The sequence below is a fragment of the Corynebacterium sp. MSK073 genome (genome assembly GCF_030232085.1).
Classification (GTDB): Bacteria; Actinomycetota; Actinomycetes; order Mycobacteriales; family Mycobacteriaceae; genus Corynebacterium.
Genome location: NZ_JASPIY010000013.1, coordinates 60,589 through 78,661, shown reverse-complemented (window position 1 = coordinate 78,661; position 18,073 = coordinate 60,589). Strand labels below are relative to the sequence as shown.

Genomic DNA, 18,073 nt, shown 5'->3' with positions numbered 1-18,073 from the left:
AAGCGCGCTGCCCAACGAGCGAAGAAAGCAAAACGCGCCATTGAATGCAACGGCTATATTGAAGGAGCGAAAGCCACCGGGTGGAAACAAGTTATCAACCAACTAGCCGTGTCTTACCCCAACCGATTCGCGGATTACTTGTAAACCAAGCCCCCGCACACAAAGAATCGGACACTCTCCCGTGGGACACAATTTACCAGCGAGCAGCTCTGGGAGGTGTGCCGCAATTTGGGCATTGCTCAATCCGTGGGGCGTACCGGAGTGTGTTTCGATAACGCGATGGCTGAGTCGTTCTGGTCGACGCTTAAGACCGAGTTCTACGACCGGAAGCGCTGGGCCACCCGCGATGCTGCGCGTCAGGCTGTGGCTTGCTGGATTGAAGTGGTCTACAACCGTCGACGTCGGCACTCCGCCCTCGGGATGGTCAGCCCCGTCGATTTCGAGAACCACACCAGCCTAACCACCAGCAGAAAAGAATTAGCTGCCTAACCACTAGGTAGCTCTACTACGTGTCCACGATTTGCGGGCAACCCTAACGCCCACACCGCGCACTAGGACGACATACCCCACACCACAGCTACACCACCGGCACAAAAGCCAGCCCCAACGACAATCCCACACAAGAATGGCGCACCAGAAAAGACATCGTCTGGGACAACGGCAAAGTCACCGTCCGCTACGCCGGCAAACTCTTCCACCTAGGCATCGGGCGCGCATTCAAGAAACAAAAAATCCTCATGGTCATCGCCGACAACCACATCACCACATCACTAGCTGCGACCGGAGAAATCATCACCGAGCACTACATCGACACAGCCCGCGACTACCAAAACCCTACTGGAAAAAGGAGCCCCACCCCTAGACCCAAAACACGAAAAACCGGCACCCCAGAACAAAAACAACTGAGATGCCGGTTCGTCAACGATGTCGCGACTGACCTGTCAAGTATGTCGCGACTCATGACAATGGCGGAGGATGTGGGATTTGAACCCACGAGGGGCGTGAACCCCGCACGCGTTCCAGGCGTGTGACATAGGCCGCTAGTCGAATCCTCCGAGAAGAAACATTAGCAGCCGTAGCAATTAGAATGCCAATCGCCTGGTCAGACGTAATTTCTGGGCAATTATTGGGTTTCGGTGGGGCAGGGGCCGGCGATCGCTGTGCTGCCGCCGCTTGCCGATGCCCCCGTAGCCTTCCGTCTCGCCCCGAGAGACGCGTATTTGGCTAATGCGGGTTGCGGGCGTTAAAGTAAGGGCAGGATTCCGCGTGGCGTCCATCCTCTGAACTCCCCCAGGGCAGGAATGCAGCAAGGGTCAGGAGGCTCTGACGGGTGCGCGGGGTCCCTTTTTTGTGCAGGGTGCGTTAGTATTGGTGGCTAAACGTCGCACCATACTATGGAAGGTAAGACATACTAATGTCGCTTCTCACTCTGGAATCGTCCGCCTTGGCAGAACTTGCCGCGAAAGTCCGCGAAGAATACGCAGACCTGAAAGCAAAGGGCCTCAAGCTGGATTTGACCCGTGGCAAGCCTTCGAAGGCGCAGCTCGATCTCTCCAATGCGCTGTTGTCGCTGCCGGGTGAGGGAAACTACACCGATTCTGAAGGCGCTGACCTGCGCAACTACGGCAACCTGAAGGGCGTCAAGAAGCTGCGCGAGCTGTGGGGCGAGCTTACCAATATTGACCCAGAGCTCTTGCTGGCCGGCGATAGCTCCTCGCTCAACATCATGTTCGACCTCATTTCTTGGGCTTATACCTTTGGCACCAATGATTCGCCGCGCCCGTGGAGCGAGGAAGAAACCGTCAAGTGGATCTGCCCCGTGCCCGGCTATGACCGCCACTTCGCCATCACGGAGCTCTTCGGATTCGAGTTGGTGACGGTGTCGATGGAAGACGACGGCCCGGATGTCGAGGCCATCGCTAAGCTCGCCCAGGACCCACAGGTCAAGGGCATGTGGCTCATTCCCATGTTCTCCAACCCCACCGGCGTACTCATCTCGGAGGAAAAGACCCGCCGCCTGGCGGAAATGGATACCGCGGCGCCCGACTTCCGCATCGTGTGGGATAACGCCTATGCCGTGCACACGCTGACAGACGAATTTCCGGAAGTCTTGCCAGTGCTGGACATCGCCAAGCAGGGCGGGCACCCCAACCGCTTCTGGGCCATGTCCTCGAGCTCCAAGGTCACCTTCGCGGGCTCCGGCGTGAGCTTCTTCGGCTCCTCGGCGGAGAACCTCGATTGGTACCTGGAGCACGCAGGCATCCGCGGCATTGGGCCCAATAAGATCAACCAGTTCGCCCACGCCGAGTTCTTCGGGTCCGCGGACGGCGTGCGTGAGCTGATGCGCCGCCACGCCGAGCTGCTGGCGCCGAAGTTCGCCGCCGCTCGCCGCATCTTGGACGAGCGCCTGGGCGAGTACGGCGTCGCGGAATGGACCGACCCGGAGGGCGGTTACTTCATTTCCATGGACGTCGTGGACGGCACCGCCACCCGCGTGTGGGAGCTGGCCAAGGACGCCGGCATCGTGCTCACCAAGGCGGGCGCGGCCTACCCCCACGGCCGCGATGAGAATGACCGCAATATCCGACTTGCGGTGTCGCTGCCGCCGCAGGAGGAAATCGAGGAAGCCATCGACGGCGTTGCCACCTGCGTGCTCCTGGCGGCCATCGAAAAGGCGGAGGGCTAAAATCAACGCCGCCGAATCCGCCGTGTGGCTCAGCGAGGTCATCCCGGCCCCGCTGGAGTTCCGGTACGTCGACGGGCGCAGGCTGGGTTTAGCCACGCTTGCCGATGCCCAATCCCTCGCCCTCACCACCACCTTCAACGCCGTCGATACCGGCCTGCGCAGCGATGCCGAAGGTCTGGATGTGCGCTGCGAACTGGTGACGGTGGCGCGCGTGGGCCAGCCCGAAGTCGCCGCCGCTGTGGGGGCCGCCGCCGCGAAGCTCGAGAAGGCGGGCGGCCTCTTGCCCGCGCAACCCGGCGTCTTGCTGCCATCGCTTCTTGATCTGCCCGGCGAGCCGACCGTGCACCACGGGCTGCTTATTGCCCCGTACCTCTGGGGCGGGCAGACACCGCAGTACCGCGAGGATGACCGCCTGACGCTCGTGCTGCAGCTGGTCATGCTGACGGATGCGGAATATGCGTTTGGGGTGGAAGAGGGCGTCGGCAAGCTGCAGGAAGCTGTGGCCGAGCAGGGCATTGACCTGCTGGACTGGTCGCGCGAGGGTTAGCCGGTAAACTGGCTAACCGTGGCTTTATACCGGAAATACCGTCCAGCAACGTTTGCCGAGGTCGTGGGGCAAGAGCAGGTCACCACGCCGCTATCTGCCGCCCTCGACGCGGGGCGCATCAACCACGCCTACCTCTTTTCCGGCCCGCGCGGCTGCGGTAAGACGTCTTCGGCGCGGATTATGGCCCGCTCGCTCAACTGCGAGCACGGGCCCACCTCGACGCCGTGCGGCAAGTGCGATTCGTGCGTGTCGCTCGCGCCCGGCGGCCCGGGCAACCTGGACGTGACGGAGCTCGACGCCGCCTCGCACAATGGCGTGGAGGACATGCGCGAGCTGCGCGACCGCGCCTACTATGCGCCGGCGGAATCGCGCTATCGCATCTTCATCATCGATGAGGCGCATATGATTTCCCCGTCCGGTGCCAATGCGTTGCTCAAGGTGGTTGAGGAGCCGCCGGAGCACGTGATTTTCATCTTTGCGACGACGGAGCCGGAAAAGATCATCGGCACCATTCGCTCCCGGACGCACCACTATCCCTTCCGCCTGCTTACCCCGCCCGCGATGAAGGGGCTGCTGCAAAGGACCGTCGCCTCTGAGGGCGTGCAGGTTGAAGACTCCGTCTATCCCATGGTCATCGAGGCCGGCGGCGGTTCCCCGCGCGATACCTTGTCGCTACTGGACCAGCTTTTGGCCGGTGCGGGTCCCGATGGCCTGACCTATAACCTTGCGCGCCCGCTGCTGGGGGTTACGGACGTCACGCTTCTCGATGACACCATCGCCACCCTCGCCGAGAACGACAAGGCCGGCCTCTTCGCGCAGATCGACAACGTCATCGAGGCTGGCCACGACCCGCGCCGCTTTGCCGTGGATCTGCTCGACCGCTTGCGCGACCTGATGATCCTGCAGGCCGTGCCGGGCGCCATCGATGCCGGCTTGGTCTCCGCGCCTACCGACCGCGCCGAGGTGCTCACCGCCCAAGCGCAGCGCTTTTCCGGACCGCAGCTGACCTACCTTGCCTCCACCGTCAATGACCGCATCAGCGATCTGACCGGGGCCACCTCGCCGCGCCTGCTGCTCGAAATCATGTGCGCGCACCTGCTCATCGGTACCTCGGCCGGCGCGGCGCCGGGTGCAGCTGTCGGCGCCGTGAGCCAGCCGGGGCAGTTGCCTCAGGCCACCCAACCCAGCGGCGCACCGCAATCCGCACAGTCTGGCCAGCACAACCAGGCCGGCCAAGGGGCACAACTGGCGCAGGCAGCGCAGGCAGGGCAGCCAGGACAATCGGGGCAGGCGGCACCCTCTGCGGGAAACGGGCCAGCCTTTTCGGGTGCCCAAGACCCGCAGTCGGCAGCGGCCGCCATCATCGCGCGGCGCCGCGCAAAGTCCCAGGCCCAGCAAAACCAGGCCGCCACGGGCCCTACTGCATCAGAGGCGCCTGGACAACAACGGAATCAAGCGGCCGCGGGCACCGAGGCACAGGGGACGCAATCGACATCACCATTGTCTCGGCCTGAGCAACCGGAGACAACTGCGCAGCAATCGCGTGGCGAGCATGAGGGTTCAGCGCAGTCGGCACAGCCGGCACAAACGGGGCCGGCAGCAGCTGAGAATCAGGAGCGATCTGCGTCGCAGCCTGCGCAACCGAGCGCGGAATATGCGCAGTCGGGGCAGCAGCAACAGGCTGGGCAGCCTGAGCAGCAGTCCACGGATTCGCAGTCTAGCGATGTGCCTGAAAAGGATGCTTCGGCTACCGCGGCAGGCGGCGACGTAGAAACTGACGATGGCGCGGATCCATGGGGCCAGGAGCGGCAGATTCCACAGAATGCGCCAGCCCGCGGCAACGGCCAGGCGGAACCGCTGGAGAAGCCGGTGCCGGCGGCGCCTGCGCAGGGGGCATCGGTAAGCGGTGATGACTTCGTGGATGCGGTGAAGAGGAAATGGGTGGAGCTGAGGGGGAGCGTCGGCAAGCGTAATAAGGTCGCCGAAATCATGCTTGCCGAAGCCCGCGTGCTCGGATTCCGCGATAATACGCTGACGCTGGGGCATACCACCGGTGCGCTGGCAGAACGCATCAATGCGCCGGCGAATAATTCCGTCATTGTGGACGTGCTGCGGGAGGAATTCCAGCGCGATATTCAGGTCAACTGCGTGGTGGGCACGGATCCTAAGAGCGCCGGGTTCGATGCGCCGCGGGCTCCGCAGGCCAAACCCGAATGGAACCCCAACGCGCCCGAGCGGGAGCCGAGCGACGACAAGGAGGCGGAGAGTAAGCCCGGGTGGCGCTCGCGCATTGCCAAGGCAAGCGAGGTGGCGAAGCAACGCGATGAAGAATTCGCGCGCACGCCGCAATTTAGCAACGGGGTGCCGCTGCCGCCCGAGCCGGAGGGCCCCGCGGACGAGCCGCCGCCGGAACCGGCCTATACGCGCGATGACGAAGAACGCGACATGGTCGAAGCCGCGCAGTCCGCAGGCGAAATGGACCATCGCAGCGCCACCGAGATTGCGATAGAGCTCGTGGAAAAGGAACTAGGCGCACGCCGTGTATAGGACTGTGGCACGGTAGACTCGGGCGGTAGCAAAGCTATTGAGAAAGGACGAAAGCTATGGCTGAACAAGATTCCACCCCACAACCCAATGACATGAACGACCTCATCGCGCAGGCCGCGCAGGTGCAGGCCGAGCTGCAGAAGGCGCAGGAAGAGATCCTGGCTACCAACGTTGAGGGCAGCGCGGGCAATGGCCTGGTTAAGGTGACCATGACCGGCGGCGCCGAGCTAGTAGACCTGCAGATTGATAAGTCTGTGGTTGATCCTGAGGACATCGACACGCTGCAAGACCTGGTCATGGGCGCGTTTAAGGATGCCCACGCCGCTGCGGGCAAGCTGGCACAGGAAAAGATTGGTCCCCTCTCGCAGGGCATGGGCGGCCAGGGTGGACCGTCGATGGATGACATGTTCGGCGGCAATTTCTAGCTGCGCGATATTCTAAAAAGGCCGTTGTCCCGATAGTGGGGCCGCGGCCTTGACGTAATTTTGGGAGTTGTGGTGTTTGAAGGACCTCTGCAGGACCTCATTGATGAGTTTTCGCGCCTGCCGGGCATCGGCCCGAAGTCGGCGCAGCGTATCGCGTTTCATGTGTTGCACATGGAACCGGAGGATATTGAGCGCCTGCAAAATGCCTTAGGCGGGGTGCGGGACGGCGTTACTTTTTGCCGCATTTGTTGCAATATTTCGCGCGAGGACGTCTGCCGGATTTGCATCAATTCGCAGCGCGACGCCTCCACCATTTGCGTCGTGGAGGAGCCGAAGGACATCCAGGTTATCGAGCGCACGGGTGAGTACGAGGGCCGCTACCACGTGCTCGGCGGTGCGCTGGATCCGCTGGCCAATGTTGGGCCGAAGGATTTGAATATTTCCACGCTCCTCCAGCGCCTCGGCGGGGTGCTACCGGATAGGGAGTTGGCGGATTCCACGCCAGAGGTCCCGCTTTACGACGACACCCCCACCATCCGCGAAGTCATCCTCGCCACCGATCCAAATACGGAGGGCGAGGCCACCGCGGCGTACCTGGTGCGGTTATTGCGGGACTTTCCCGATTTAAAGATCACCAGATTGGCCTCCGGCATGCCGCTCGGAGGCGATTTGGAGTTCGTGGACGAGCTGACCTTGTCCCGTGCGCTTTCGGGGCGCTTGACCATTTAGGCGTTTAGGGCACGTCGGCGGTTGGCCCGCGTGGGGCGCGGCCAGTGAAGACTGGGGGAGGCGAATTCGGCTCCGGCGGCGAGGCAGAGTGCGGCGGTGACGCTGAATTCGGCGGGGCGGCTGGTTGATTCGCGTGGCGAGGATGCGGCGGCAGCCAGGCGATGCGCCCGTTGATGCGCGCCATCCGCCCGCGCCCCGGAAGGCCGTTGATGGAATTGTGGTATGGACACAAGAGGCACATATTCGCCGGATGGGTGTGGCCACCGCGGGCATATTCGAAGATGTGGTGGGCTTGGCATTCGGCGGCGGGACGTCGGCAAGCGGGCCACGCGCAGCGCGCGCCTTCGGCCTCGAGCATGCGGCGCTGCTTGGCGGAGGCGTGGCGGGCGCGGTAGAGATTGACGGGGCCTTCTTCGGGGTGGATGAGGGTGAAAAGGCCGGCGCCGGCGAGCGTGCGGCGGATGAGGTCGGCGCCAGTGATGGTGGCACCGTTAGTCATGGCGAGGCGGACTTCGGAGCCCTCGCCGCGCAGAACTTTCAGGTAATCCGGCAGCTCGATGATGACATTGGTGGTCACGCTGGCCGGCGCGACGGCGCGGGAACCGGTGAGCCAGGCGAGGGGATTATCCTTCGCGGTGGCCCAGATATCGGCCATTTCGGCGGCGGGGCCGGTAAAGCTCAGCGTGGTTTTCTCGCCGTGCAGGATGCGGCGCCCGCCGTCTTCGCGCTCGGGCGGCGGGGCGATTTCGCGCAGCAGGCGGGTGGCGGCCCGGGACACTTCGGCGGTGGTCCCGGCGGTAGCACACAGGGTTTCGCGGAAGCGCCAGCGCTCGGTGGGATTCTTCACCCGCCGGGAGCGGCGCGCGATGAGCGCGAGCGTGGCCAGACTGTGCTGGTTGCGGCGCGCGGCGGCAAGGGCGCGGCGTTGATAGCGCGAGTGGCTTGTGGGCGCGAGGAAAGCCTCGGCGGTGCGGCGCAGCTCGCGCGCTTGGTCCGCAGGCAGGGGCAGGTCAGCGGCGGCGTAGGCCTCTTCGATCAGGTCTACGCCGCGCTTGGCGATGTCCCCCAGCTGCTCCAATAACGTCATGCCCCGCAGCCTAGGGTTGGGGCCGGGGAGCTACAAGGCGACCGCGGCCAGCCTGTGGATAACTTGGCTCAATTCGGCTCTTTTTGGTTGTGAAGGCCGCGAATTGGGGAAGTTATCCACAGATTTAGCGCTGGGAGCGCGGCGGCTCGGCGGCGTTGAAGCGCTCGGTGCGCAGGCGGTCGACCGCGGGAATGTCCAGCGGATCGAGATCCGCGAGCGAGACGCCCATGGCTTGGGCGAGGAGCAGATCCGCGAGCTGCGGGTTGCGGGCAAGCGCCGGGCCGTGCATATAGGTGGCGATGACGCTGCCCTGCACGGCGCCTTCGTAGGTGCGCTGGCTGGAGCCGTCGGCGAGATCCGCGGTGGCGGCTTGGTCGGCGTTGCCGTTTCCGCGGGTGAGGGTTCCCAGCGGTTGGGCGGATGGGCCGAGGATGGTCGCGCCTAAGTGGTTTTCGAAGCCGGTGAGCGGCTCGGTGAGGTCTGCGGTCACGCCGGCGCCGGTAGGGGTGGAGGATACCTCGCCGATGGCGCGGTCTTGCATGCCGGCGGTGGTGGCATCGATAAGCCCGACGCCATCGATAACCCGGCCGGAAGCGCGGAAGGATTCGCCGAGGACCTGCAAGCCGGCGCAAATGGCCAAGATGGGGCGGCCAGCGGTGGCGGCGCGGGTCAGCCCGCCATCGGCAATGAGGTGTTCTGCGGCAAGAATCTGTGCGGTGTCTTCGCCGCCGCCGATAGTATAAATATCCAGCGTTTCGGGCACCGGCTCGCCCAGCCGGATGGGGTGGATCTCGGCGTCGAGGCCGCGCATGCGGGCGCGCTGGCGCAGCACGAGGGCGTTGCCGTCATCGCCGTAGGTGCCGAGGACATCGGGAAGCACTAGGCCGATATTAAGCATTATTAGCCTCCTTGGACAGGGCCTTTTTCAGATCGCGGAAGGCGGTGTAATTGGCAAGGACCTCGATGCGGCCCTCGGGGCAGGCGGCGAGCGCATCCATGGGGTCCGGGATGAGCTCGTGGGTGATATCCGCGTAGACGAGGCGGACGGCAAGGTCGGTGCCGCGCTCGCCGGCGGCCTTGACGCTGAGCCCGTTAAAGCCCTCGAATTTCACGTCCCAGAGCCAGGACATGTCGATGCCATCGGCAACCTGCCCGTTGGTGGCGATGACCAACCCATCGGCGCTGCGGTCCACCATGGACAGGGCCTCTTGCCAGCCGGCGGGGTTCTTGGCCAACAGCAGGCGAATCTCGCGGCCCTTCCAGTGGATGGTGGAATACCGGCCGGCGACGTCATCGATGCTTTCCGCCGCGGCAATAGCGCGGTCCAAGTCCACGCCGAAGCCCTCGACGGCCGCGGCGATGGCCTGTGCCGCGTTACCGCGATTGGCGCGGCCCGGCAGCGCGAGGTTGAGCGGGCGCTTCGCGGTGGGGGTGATAACGCCATGCTTGTCGATGCCCCACGTCGGCTGCGGGCGGCGGAACTCGCGGCCATCGGCAAGCGGCTTGACCGCGTACCAGTCATCCTCGGTGCGCACGACGTGGCCGCCGGTGCGCGGGCAGGTGACGGAATCGCCGAGCCAGCCGGCGCCGGCGGAGACCCAAATGACGTTCTTGGCGTCATAGGCCACCGAGGTCATGAGCACGTCATCGCAATTGGCGATGACCAGCATGTCCGGGTGGGCCTCCACGGCGCCGCGGAGGGCGCGCTCGATCTTGTTGATCTCGCCGACGCGGTCGAGCTGATCGCGGGTGAGGTTGAGCAGGACGAGCGCCTGCGGGTTGAGGTTATCGGCAACGTGCGGCACGTGCAGCTCGTCGACCTCGAGGACCAGGTGCGAGGCGTCCTTGCCCGCCATGAGCGCGGAGATGATGCCGGCGTCCATGTTATCGCCGCCGTCGTTGGTGGCGACGCGGTGCTCGGCGCGGACCGCGGCGGCGAGCATGCGGGTGGTGGTGGACTTGCCGTTGGTGCCGGTGACCAGCACGGCTGGGCGCCCGCCGCCGAGGTTGGTCATGATGGAGGGATCAATGGCATTGGCGATAAGGCCGCCGATCATTCCGCCGGCGCCCCGGCCGGTGGCGCGGGAAGCGGTGGTGGCCAGCTTCGCGGCGGATGTCGCGGCGGTGGTGCGCAACTTCTTAAAGGCACCCGGGACTGAAAAACTCATGCCCTCTAGGGTAGCCGGGGAAGTGGCCTAGGCGTTGTTCTTGGGCGCCGAGCCGCCAGAATTTCGCCGGCCCCGGCCGCGCCCGCCGCGCCTGCGCCGCCGTTTCTGGCTCTTGCTCTGGTTATTTCCGCCGCTCTTTTGCGGGGGCTGGCGCCGCGCCGGCGGCTGGGCGGTAGTGGGGTCTTCGATGCGGGTGAGGGCATCGAGAAACGCGGCATCAGACATCAGCGGGATGCCCTTGCGCTGGGCGTGCATGGCCTTGCCCACGAGATCCGTGGTGACGTTGCACACGACAAGCGATGCCTCGCGGGTGAGCTTTTCCGAATAGTTCAGCTCCTCGCGCATGAGGGCGGAGATGATGGTATCCGGGTCCTCCAGGATTTCGGGGGCCACGACGATTTCCATGCCGCGGCGCAGTTCCTTGCCGGGCTCGTACTTGCCGGGGTTGTGGTGCTGCACGGGAGCTTCGGCGGCATCGACGCGCACGTGCGAGCGCTGTAGGCCAAAGCGGTCGGCGCGGACCTCGTCCGGGGCATAGCTGCGCACCGGGCCGCGCTGCTGGTGCTGGTAGAGCTGGATGAGCAGCTCCGTCTCCTCGCGCGAGGTCTCCTGCTCCGGGCGGCGGGCGCGTTCCACTGTTGCCTTTGGATCGGCATCCAGGCCATTCTGCTTAGCGACGCCCCTCAGCCGCACATCATTCGACCGCACCCCCTGCGCATACGAGGTGGCCAAGGTATCGATGATGCGCACGGGCGCGGGCATGTGGCCCACCTTCTGGCGGCGCCGCTTGCCCTTATTGCGCCCGCGGTTGCGCGCGCGGTTTTGGCGGGCGGCGGTCATCATCGCGCGGCGGGCCTCGGCGACGATAAAGCCCCAGGTATAGGGGATATCGTGGACGACGAGGGTGCGGCCATCGATAAGCTTATCCAGCGACTTGAGGACTCTGCTAAAGGCCGGTGCCTGCTCGATATCCGCGACGGTCAGCCCGTGGAGGTGGTGCGGGCCGGCGTCGATATCCGGCTTGAGCACGGCGTGGAAGCGCTGGCCAATATCGCCGGCATTATCAAAGGCCACCGCATCGATGGTGACGATGCGCCCGGTCGAGGGGTGGATGCCCGTGGTCTGCAGCGTGAGGGCCACGTAGGGGTGCTTGGTGACGGTCTCGGTTTTGTCCGGCTGCTTTTGCGGCGCGCTGTCCGCGCTGGATGCGGAGGCCTCGGATGCTGTGGGGCTTGGAGCGGCCGAAGCAGCTGTATCGGCCGGGGTTTTCGGCTTCGCCGGCCCGCCGGAGGGGCGGACGGCGCGGCGCGGCCGAGACCGGCGCGGGCCCGGCTGCGCGGGGTCGGCGTCAGGATTGGCGGAGTCGGCTGCGGAGTGAGGGGACGCCTGGGCGTGGGTCCTAGCCGCATGCTGGGACGCCATAGTCGCCGGCGAGGGAGCCTGCGGCGACCGTGGGGAGGGGCCAGGTGTGTTATTCATCAACCTTAGTCTAGTATCCCGGAATTCCTGTGGCGGGACAGGGCGCGCCGTGCCTTTTCGGTGCCTAATCCGGTTTAGTGGAAACTAAACCGCGACGATGAGTACGGTCACCAGCGCCACGACGGCGACCACGGCTATGGCCGTGACCCACCACCCAGTGTGGCGCGTGGGTTCCGGGGTAGCCGTTACGGCGCGAAAGCTGCTGGTTTCGAAGGTCTCGGTCGCCGCCTGCGTGGTCGGGGTGGCAACGGCCACGGAATCCTCGTTGGAAGCGGGCCGCGGATCGCCGGCGTAGATACTCAGCACGCGATCGTTGCCGCGCGGGGCATGGTAGGCGTGGGCGAGGATGGGGGCATCGGCAAGCGGGGGCAGCGAGGGGCCCGGGGATAGGGTGGTGAGGAATGTGGGGCCGAAGAAGACATCGACGGCGTCGGTAGAAGGCACCAGGTTGACCAGCACGTGCATCCGGGCTTGGGCAGGGATATCGAGATCCGCGGGGAGATCGGTGATATCGATGGGCGGGGCGTAGCCCAGCATCGTATAGGGCCCGCCGGGCGGATTATTCGCCGGCAGGCAGAGCCCGGGGCGGGGAAGCAGGAGGGTGACGTGGCCATCGGCATGCGGCTGGGCCGTGGCGGCCGGGGTGAGACCGGCGCGGAAAAGCAGGTCGATCTCAGGGTATTCCGCGCGGTCCGCGGCGCTGATGGTGCCGATCTGGCCCTGTGCTTCCACGCTTAAACCGCCCTCCTGGCTGGGAGCCAGGGTGACGGTAAATTCCTCCGTGCCCTTCACCGATGCGCCGTGAATGGGCAAGGTCTGCACCGCGCCGAGGCCGCGGTGGGGGATGAGGTAGGTAGAAGAAGGCATAGTCGATCTTCTACCATGCCCGGCCGCGCCCGCGTTATGCCAACGCGCGGTTTACTGCGGAGGTAATCGCGTTGATGGAGGCGCGGGTCGTGGAAGCGGCGATGCCCGCGCCCCAGACCTTGTTCTGGTTGACGTCGGCGGCAATGTAGCAGGCGGCCTCGGCATCATCGCCGGCCGAGCGCGATTGCTGGGAGTAGTCGATGACATCGAAATCGATGCCCAAGGACTCCAGCGCATTGGCGTAGGCGGCGATGGGACCATTGCCGGTGCCGGTGACCTCGGATTCCTTGCCGTTGTAGGTCACGGTGGCGGTGACGGTGGCATCGGTATCTTCGGCGGAAATATTGTCGATTTCGAACGATTCCAGCTGCAGCGGGGTGGTGCGGTCCAGGAATTCGGTGGCGAAGATGTCCCACATATTCTTGGAATTGACCTCGCCGCCTTCGGTATCGGTGATTTCCTGCACGACGGTGGAGAATTCTGCCTGCATGGCGCGGGGCATATTGATGCCGTGGTCGGTCTTCATGATGTAGGCAACGCCGCCCTTGCCGGACTGGGAATTGACGCGGATAACGGCCTGGTAATCGCGGCCCACGTCCTTCGGGTCGATGGGCAGGTAAGGCACCTCCCAGATGGCATCGCGCAGCTCTTCCCAGCTGACGTCGGTGGAATTGGCCTCTGGGCGCACCGTTGCAGCCAGCGCGTCCAAGCCCTTATTGATGGCATCCTGGTGCGAGCCGGAGAACGCGGTAAAGACCAGTTCACCGCCGTAGGGGTGGCGTTCCGGGACGCGCAGCTGGTTGCAGTACTCCACGGTCTCGCGGATCTTGGGCAGATCGGTGAAGTCGATCTGGGGGTCAACGCCCTGGGTGAGCATGTTCAGGCCCAAGGTCACCAGGTCCACGTTGCCGGTGCGCTCGCCGTTGCCAAACAGGCAGCCCTCGATGCGGTCGGCGCCGGCCATATAGCCCAGCTCGGCTGCGGCAACGCCCTCGCCGCGGTCATTGTGGGGGTGCAGCGAAATCAAGATGGAATCGCGCCGGGCCAGGTTGCGGTCCATCCACTCGATGGAATCGGCGTAGACATTCGGCGAAATCATCTCCACCGTGGACGGCAGGTTGATGATCATCGGGTTCTCGGGGCTGGGATCCATGATGGCGACCACGTCATCGCAGACCTCGCGGGCGAAATCCAGCTCGGTGCCGGTGAAGGACTCGGGGGAGTATTCCCAGCGCCAGTTGGTATCGGGGTAGTCGGCGGCAATGGATTTGATGAGCTCGGCGGCATCGGTAGCCAGCTTCTTGATGGCCGGTTTGTCCTTGCGGAAGACCACGCGGCGCTGCAGCTTCGAGGTGGAGTTATAAAAGTGCACGATGACGTTTTTTGCGCCGGCGCAGGCCTCGAAGGTGCGGCGGATCAGGTGCTCGCGGGCCTGGACGAGGACCTGGATGGTGACGTCTTCTGGAATCTTATCACCCTCGATGATTTCGCGGACGAAGTTGAAGTCCGTCTGGGAGGCGGAAGGGAAGCCCACCTCGATTTCCTTGTAGCCCATCTGCACCAGCAGGTCGAACATGCGGTGCTTGCGCTCGGGGCTCATGGGGTCGATCAGCGCCTGGTTGCCATCGCGCAGGTCTACGGCGCACCACTGCGGGGCGTGGGTGATCTTCTTGCCCGGCCAGGTGCGGTCCGGCAGGTCGATGTCCTCGACCTCTACTGCGAAGGGCTGGTAGCGGTCGAAGGGCATGGAGGAGCCGCGCTGTTTATTCCAAGCGGGCTGTCCCTCGCGGGGAGGGCCTGCAGGGGTGGTGATTTCGCGGGGTGCGCTAATGAAGGAATCGTTGGGAGACATGGGGTGCGGTGTCCTTAATATGTTTGGTGTCGGGAAGTGCGACGGCCAGCTGGGCTAAGGATTGCCAGACTCCGCGACGGGGCGCTGGCCGTAGGTTCAGGCCGAAATCCCGCCGCGGCAGATAAGGAGTAGGTCGTTCCGCAATGTCATACCGGTCACACTACAGAGGATCTCACGGTGTGGCAACATATTTCATTCAGCGGGACACCCGGGCGCGTGGCGTACCATGCTGATGTGCCTACTGTTCCTACCACCCGCCGCCCCGCAGCCGCGCCCGCGCTGCGCTGCTGGTTTTATGCTGCACTGGTGGCGGTTGCGGGAACGGCGATTCGCCTCAGCGTGCTCGCGGCGCTGGCCGCGGCGCAGGGCGATTCCCTCTGGGGGCTGCTGAATAAATGGGACGCCCACTACTATGTCGACATCGCCCGCGCGGGCTATGGCGGGGAAACCGCCCTCGCGTTCTTTCCCGGCTTCCCACTGGCGGTGCGGGCGGTCAGTAACTTGCTGGGCGCGGATATTGCGGGCACGGCAATGGTCCTCAACCTCTTTTTCACCATCGCCTTGGCGGCGGGCGTTATGGCGCTGGCTAGGCAGATGGGGCTGGGCACGCGCGGCCAGGTGCTCGGCGCGACGGTGGTCACCAGCGCGCCTATGAGCATCGTTTTTGTCATGCCCTATACGGAGGCGCTCTTCGGCGCGCTCGCGATCTGGGCCGTGGTGATGTTGCATGATAAGCGCTGGATCGCGGCTGGGGTGCTCATTTTCCTTGCCTCCTTCGTCCGCCTCACCGCGGTGGATCTCATCGTGGTCTTCGCGCTCATGGTGCTCTTCAAGGCGCGGCGCACCTGGTGGGCCTGGCTGAGCGTGGCGGTATCGGCGCTGCCCTTAGCCGGCTATATCTGGTGGGCCAATCGCCATTTATCCGGCGCCGGCGGGTACTTCGGCCTGCAGGAAAAGCACTGGAATTCCGGTTTCGACGGCGGCCGGGCGACGGTGTCCTGGGTGGCGGAGACGCTGTCTAGCGCCACGAATGGTGGGTATCTGCTCAGCGCCGCAGTCATCATCGCCGCTCCCATCTGCCTGCTGCTGGCCTGGGGGCGCCTGCCGCTTCCTGCCTGGCTGTTTGCCGCGGTGCTGATGGCCAATGTGCTGCTTTCCGATGGCATCATGCACTCCCGCCCCCGCCTCTTACTGCCCGCAGCGGTGGTCTTGCTGCCGTGGGTGGGCAAGAAGGGGGCATCGGCAAGCGTGAGTGCCTGGGTGCTCTTCGGGGCCTGGTTTTCGGCCTATATGCTGACCGTATTCGAGTGGGCCATCTAACTGCGCTGGCTGACAGGATTGCGCGACAAAATGATGGTCGCGGCGATCATGACGCCGAGCGCGGCCATCATGACGAGCCAGCCGGCGGTGGAATCGATGAGGAATTTTTCGCCCAAGACCATATAGCCCAAGCCGAAGGCGACGATGGGCTCGAAGATGGTCATGGCCGGCAACGACTGCGCCAGCGGGCCGGCGTTGAAGGAGTACTGCTGCACCACGGTGCCGGTCAGGGCGAGGCCGATGAGGCCGTAGAACTGCCAGCTGCCCACCAGGACGCTCAGGCCCTCGTGGGTGAAGATATCGACCACGGCCTTCGATAGCAGGGCGACGAAGCCATAGATGACGCCGCAGGCGGTGCCCAGGGCGAGCGGGCGCTGCTCGCGGAATTTATGGCCGGCCACGCCCAACGCGACCAGGGTGGCCAGGCCCAATAGTAGCGCGGGCCACCACTGGCTCCATTCGGGCCGGGGATTGCCGGCGACGGGGCGGCCGTAGACCACCATCACGCCGACCGCAATCGTGAGTGCAATGGACCAGAACGTTTCGTGCACGGGCATGGGGCGCTTGGCGTACCAGGCCGAAAGCGGCAGGGTAAACATGAGCGAGAGCACCAAAATGGGCTGGACCACCAGCAAGGTACCAAAGCCCAGGGCGACGACTTGGAGGCCGTAGGCGAGTATGGCCGCGCCGGTGCCGACCCACCACAGTGGGTTGGTCATGGCGGAGCGCATGACTGAATCGTCTGCTTCAAGGGCAATGCGGTGGCGAACCACCGTGCCCCAAGCAACCGTAAGCGCGGAGGCGAGCGCGAAGAATACGGCCAGGAAGCTGCTTAACACCCGCTCAACGCTAGTAAAAAAGTCCCGGAGATGCATTTTGCTTAGCGATGCCGCCCCCGCCCCGCCGCCTCGTGCGCACGGGGGTGGGTGTGAATAAAATAAAAGTATTGTTTCGGAATTATGATGAGGTGTAGCGCCTTGCGGGGTAGCATAGGAATTTGACTAGTGTCCGACAGGTATTTCTGTGGCGTGCCTGCGCTCAGGAGTGCCTTTTAAAACGAAAGGTGGCAACCACACCGTGGCCCTGATCGTTCAAAAATACGGCGGCTCCTCCCTCGAATCCGCAGATCGCATCCGCGCGGTAGCGGAGCGGATTGTGGCCACTAAAAAGCAGGGCAATGATGTCGTCGTGGTGTGCTCCGCAATGGGGGATACCACCGATGAGCTTCTCGACCTTGCAGCGCAAGTCAATCCCGTTCCCCCGCAGCGCGAAATGGATATGCTCCTTACCGCCGGCGAGCGCATCTCCAATGCGCTAGTGGCCATGGCGGTGGAGTCCCTGGGCGCGAAGGCCCAATCCTTTACCGGCTCCCAGGCGGGCGTGCTCACCACCGAGCGCCACGGCAATGCGCGCATCGTTGACGTAACCCCCGGCCGCCTGACCGAGGCCCTAGAGGATGGACAGATCTGCATCGTCGCCGGATTCCAGGGCGTGAATAAGGACTCGCGCGATGTGACCACCCTGGGTCGCGGCGGGTCCGATACCACCGCGGTCGCCCTGGCTGCGGCGCTGAAGGCGGATGTGTGCGAGATTTACTCCGATGTCGATGGCGTCTATACCGCCGATCCGCGCATCGTTCCGGATGCGCAAAAGCTAGAAAAGCTCTCTTTTGAAGAGATGCTGGAAATGGCCGCCGTAGGGTCCAAGATTCTGGTCCTGCGCAGCGTGGAATACGCCCGCGCTTTCAATGTTCCGTTGCGAGTTCGCTCGTCTTATTCAAATGACCCCGGCACGTTGGTGACCGGCTCGATGGAGGATATCCCCGTGGAAGAAGCAGTACTTACTGGTGTAGCAACTGATAAATCCGAGGCGAAGGTAACCGTGCTGGGCATCCCAGATCGCCCGGGCGAGGCCGCGAAGCTATTCCGCGTCATCGCCGATGCGGAGATCAATATTGACATGGTGCTGCAAAACGTCTCCTCCTTGGAGGACGGCACCACCGACATCACCTTCACCTGCCCGCGCGCCGATGGCCCCCGCGCGATGGAGCTATTGAGCAAGCTGCAGTCTGAGGGCGGCTGGTCCAATGTGCTTTACGATGACCAGGTGGGCAAGGTCTCCCTCGTCGGCGCCGGCATGAAGTCCCACCCCGGCGTGACGGCGGACTTTACCGAGGCCCTGCGCGATGTGGGAGTGAACATGGAGCTTATTTCCACCTCCGAAATCCGCATCTCCATGCTGACGCGCGAGGCAGACCTAGAGAAGGCGGCGCGCGCCCTGCACGATAAATTCCAGCTCGGCGGCGAGGAAGAAGCCACCGTCTATGCTGGAACCGGACGCTAAATCAGAGCACTACAGAGCAATAA

Annotated in this window: 14 protein-coding genes, 1 tRNA gene, 1 other RNA gene and 3 pseudogenes; 11 read left to right on the top strand and 8 right to left on the bottom strand. The window is 64.2% G+C overall.

Annotated elements, in window-relative coordinates:
* From QP970_RS09390 to QP970_RS09380, 3 pseudogenes are all read left to right on the top strand, one after another.
* A pseudogene (locus QP970_RS09390) lies at positions 1-144 on the top strand (IS256 family transposase); the annotation flags it as partial.
* 36 nt (positions 145-180) lie between these two features.
* Positions 181-489, top strand: a pseudogene (locus QP970_RS09385) (integrase core domain-containing protein); the annotation flags it as partial.
* A gap of 47 nt (positions 490-536) precedes the next feature.
* Positions 537-860, top strand: a pseudogene (locus tag QP970_RS09380) (IS481 family transposase); the annotation flags it as partial.
* Between the two features lie 106 nt (positions 861-966).
* Here QP970_RS09380 and QP970_RS09375 read toward each other — a convergent pair.
* Positions 967-1,055, bottom strand: a tRNA-Ser gene (locus QP970_RS09375).
* Positions 1,056-1,253: 198 nt separating this feature from the next.
* Here QP970_RS09375 and ffs point away from each other — a divergent pair.
* The 6 genes from ffs to QP970_RS09345 all read left to right on the top strand — a co-directional run bounded on the left by ffs (position 1,254) and on the right by QP970_RS09345 (position 6,934).
* An RNA gene (gene ffs / locus QP970_RS09370) (signal recognition particle sRNA small type) lies at positions 1,254-1,350 on the top strand.
* 64 nt (positions 1,351-1,414) lie between these two features.
* Entirely contained in the window at positions 1,415-2,686 is a 1,272-nt protein-coding gene (locus QP970_RS09365) for an aspartate aminotransferase type Ic (protein WP_239268979.1), read from the top strand.
* On the top strand, positions 2,640-3,233 hold the full coding sequence (locus QP970_RS09360; protein ID WP_239268977.1) for a suppressor of fused domain protein: 594 nt from the start codon (positions 2,640-2,642) through the stop codon (positions 3,231-3,233). Before QP970_RS09365 ends, QP970_RS09360 begins: the two co-directional genes overlap by 47 nt.
* Before the next feature lie 18 nt (positions 3,234-3,251).
* Entirely contained in the window at positions 3,252-5,780 is a 2,529-nt protein-coding gene (locus QP970_RS09355) for a DNA polymerase III subunit gamma and tau (protein WP_239268975.1), read from the top strand.
* Between the two features lie 56 nt (positions 5,781-5,836).
* Positions 5,837-6,205, top strand: coding sequence for a YbaB/EbfC family nucleoid-associated protein (locus QP970_RS09350; protein WP_005276451.1), 369 nt, complete (start codon positions 5,837-5,839; stop codon positions 6,203-6,205).
* A gap of 72 nt (positions 6,206-6,277) precedes the next feature.
* Positions 6,278-6,934, top strand: a complete 657-nt coding sequence (locus tag QP970_RS09345; RefSeq protein ID WP_239268973.1) for a recombination mediator RecR — start codon at positions 6,278-6,280, stop codon at positions 6,932-6,934.
* Positions 6,935-6,938: 4 nt separating this feature from the next.
* Here the strand turns inward: QP970_RS09345 and QP970_RS09340 are convergent, their stop codons facing one another.
* The 6 genes from QP970_RS09340 to leuA all read right to left on the bottom strand — a co-directional run bounded on the left by QP970_RS09340 (position 6,939) and on the right by leuA (position 14,387).
* Positions 6,939-8,021 carry an HNH endonuclease signature motif containing protein gene (locus QP970_RS09340; RefSeq protein ID WP_239268971.1) on the bottom strand — a complete coding sequence of 361 codons (1,083 nt, stop codon included), beginning with the start codon at positions 8,019-8,021 and terminating at the stop codon, positions 6,939-6,941.
* 124 nt (positions 8,022-8,145) lie between these two features.
* On the bottom strand, positions 8,146-8,919 hold the full coding sequence (locus QP970_RS09335; protein ID WP_239268969.1) for a type 1 glutamine amidotransferase: 774 nt from the start codon (positions 8,917-8,919) through the stop codon (positions 8,146-8,148).
* Entirely contained in the window at positions 8,912-10,189 is a 1,278-nt protein-coding gene (locus QP970_RS09330) for a Mur ligase family protein (RefSeq protein WP_239268967.1), read from the bottom strand. Before QP970_RS09330 ends, QP970_RS09335 begins: the two co-directional genes overlap by 8 nt.
* Before the next feature lie 27 nt (positions 10,190-10,216).
* Positions 10,217-11,329, bottom strand: a complete 1,113-nt coding sequence (locus tag QP970_RS09325; protein WP_370657788.1) for an exonuclease domain-containing protein — start codon at positions 11,327-11,329, stop codon at positions 10,217-10,219.
* Between the two features lie 423 nt (positions 11,330-11,752).
* A complete protein-coding gene (locus QP970_RS09320) occupies positions 11,753-12,535 on the bottom strand; it encodes a hypothetical protein (protein WP_239268963.1) in 783 nt (260 codons plus the stop codon).
* Between the two features lie 34 nt (positions 12,536-12,569).
* Positions 12,570-14,387, bottom strand: a complete 1,818-nt coding sequence (gene leuA, locus QP970_RS09315) for a 2-isopropylmalate synthase (RefSeq protein WP_005276465.1) — start codon at positions 14,385-14,387, stop codon at positions 12,570-12,572.
* A gap of 234 nt (positions 14,388-14,621) precedes the next feature.
* Between leuA and QP970_RS09310 the strand changes: the two genes are divergently transcribed.
* The gene (locus QP970_RS09310) at positions 14,622-15,707 is read left to right on the top strand and encodes a mannosyltransferase family protein (protein WP_239268961.1); all 1,086 of its coding nucleotides are present in this window, start codon (positions 14,622-14,624) and stop codon (positions 15,705-15,707) included.
* On the opposite strand, the gene QP970_RS09305 is transcribed toward QP970_RS09310, so the two are convergent.
* Positions 15,704-16,546 (bottom strand): DMT family transporter, encoded by an 843-nt coding sequence (locus QP970_RS09305; RefSeq protein ID WP_284869873.1) that lies wholly within the window; start codon positions 16,544-16,546, stop codon positions 15,704-15,706. The two genes, QP970_RS09310 and QP970_RS09305, sit on opposite strands and share 4 nt — an antisense overlap.
* Positions 16,547-16,784: 238 nt before the next feature.
* On the opposite strand from QP970_RS09305, the gene QP970_RS09300 reads away from it, so the two are divergent.
* Positions 16,785-18,050, top strand: a complete 1,266-nt coding sequence (locus QP970_RS09300) for an aspartate kinase (protein WP_023016575.1) — start codon at positions 16,785-16,787, stop codon at positions 18,048-18,050.
* Positions 18,051-18,073 lie beyond the last annotated feature (23 nt).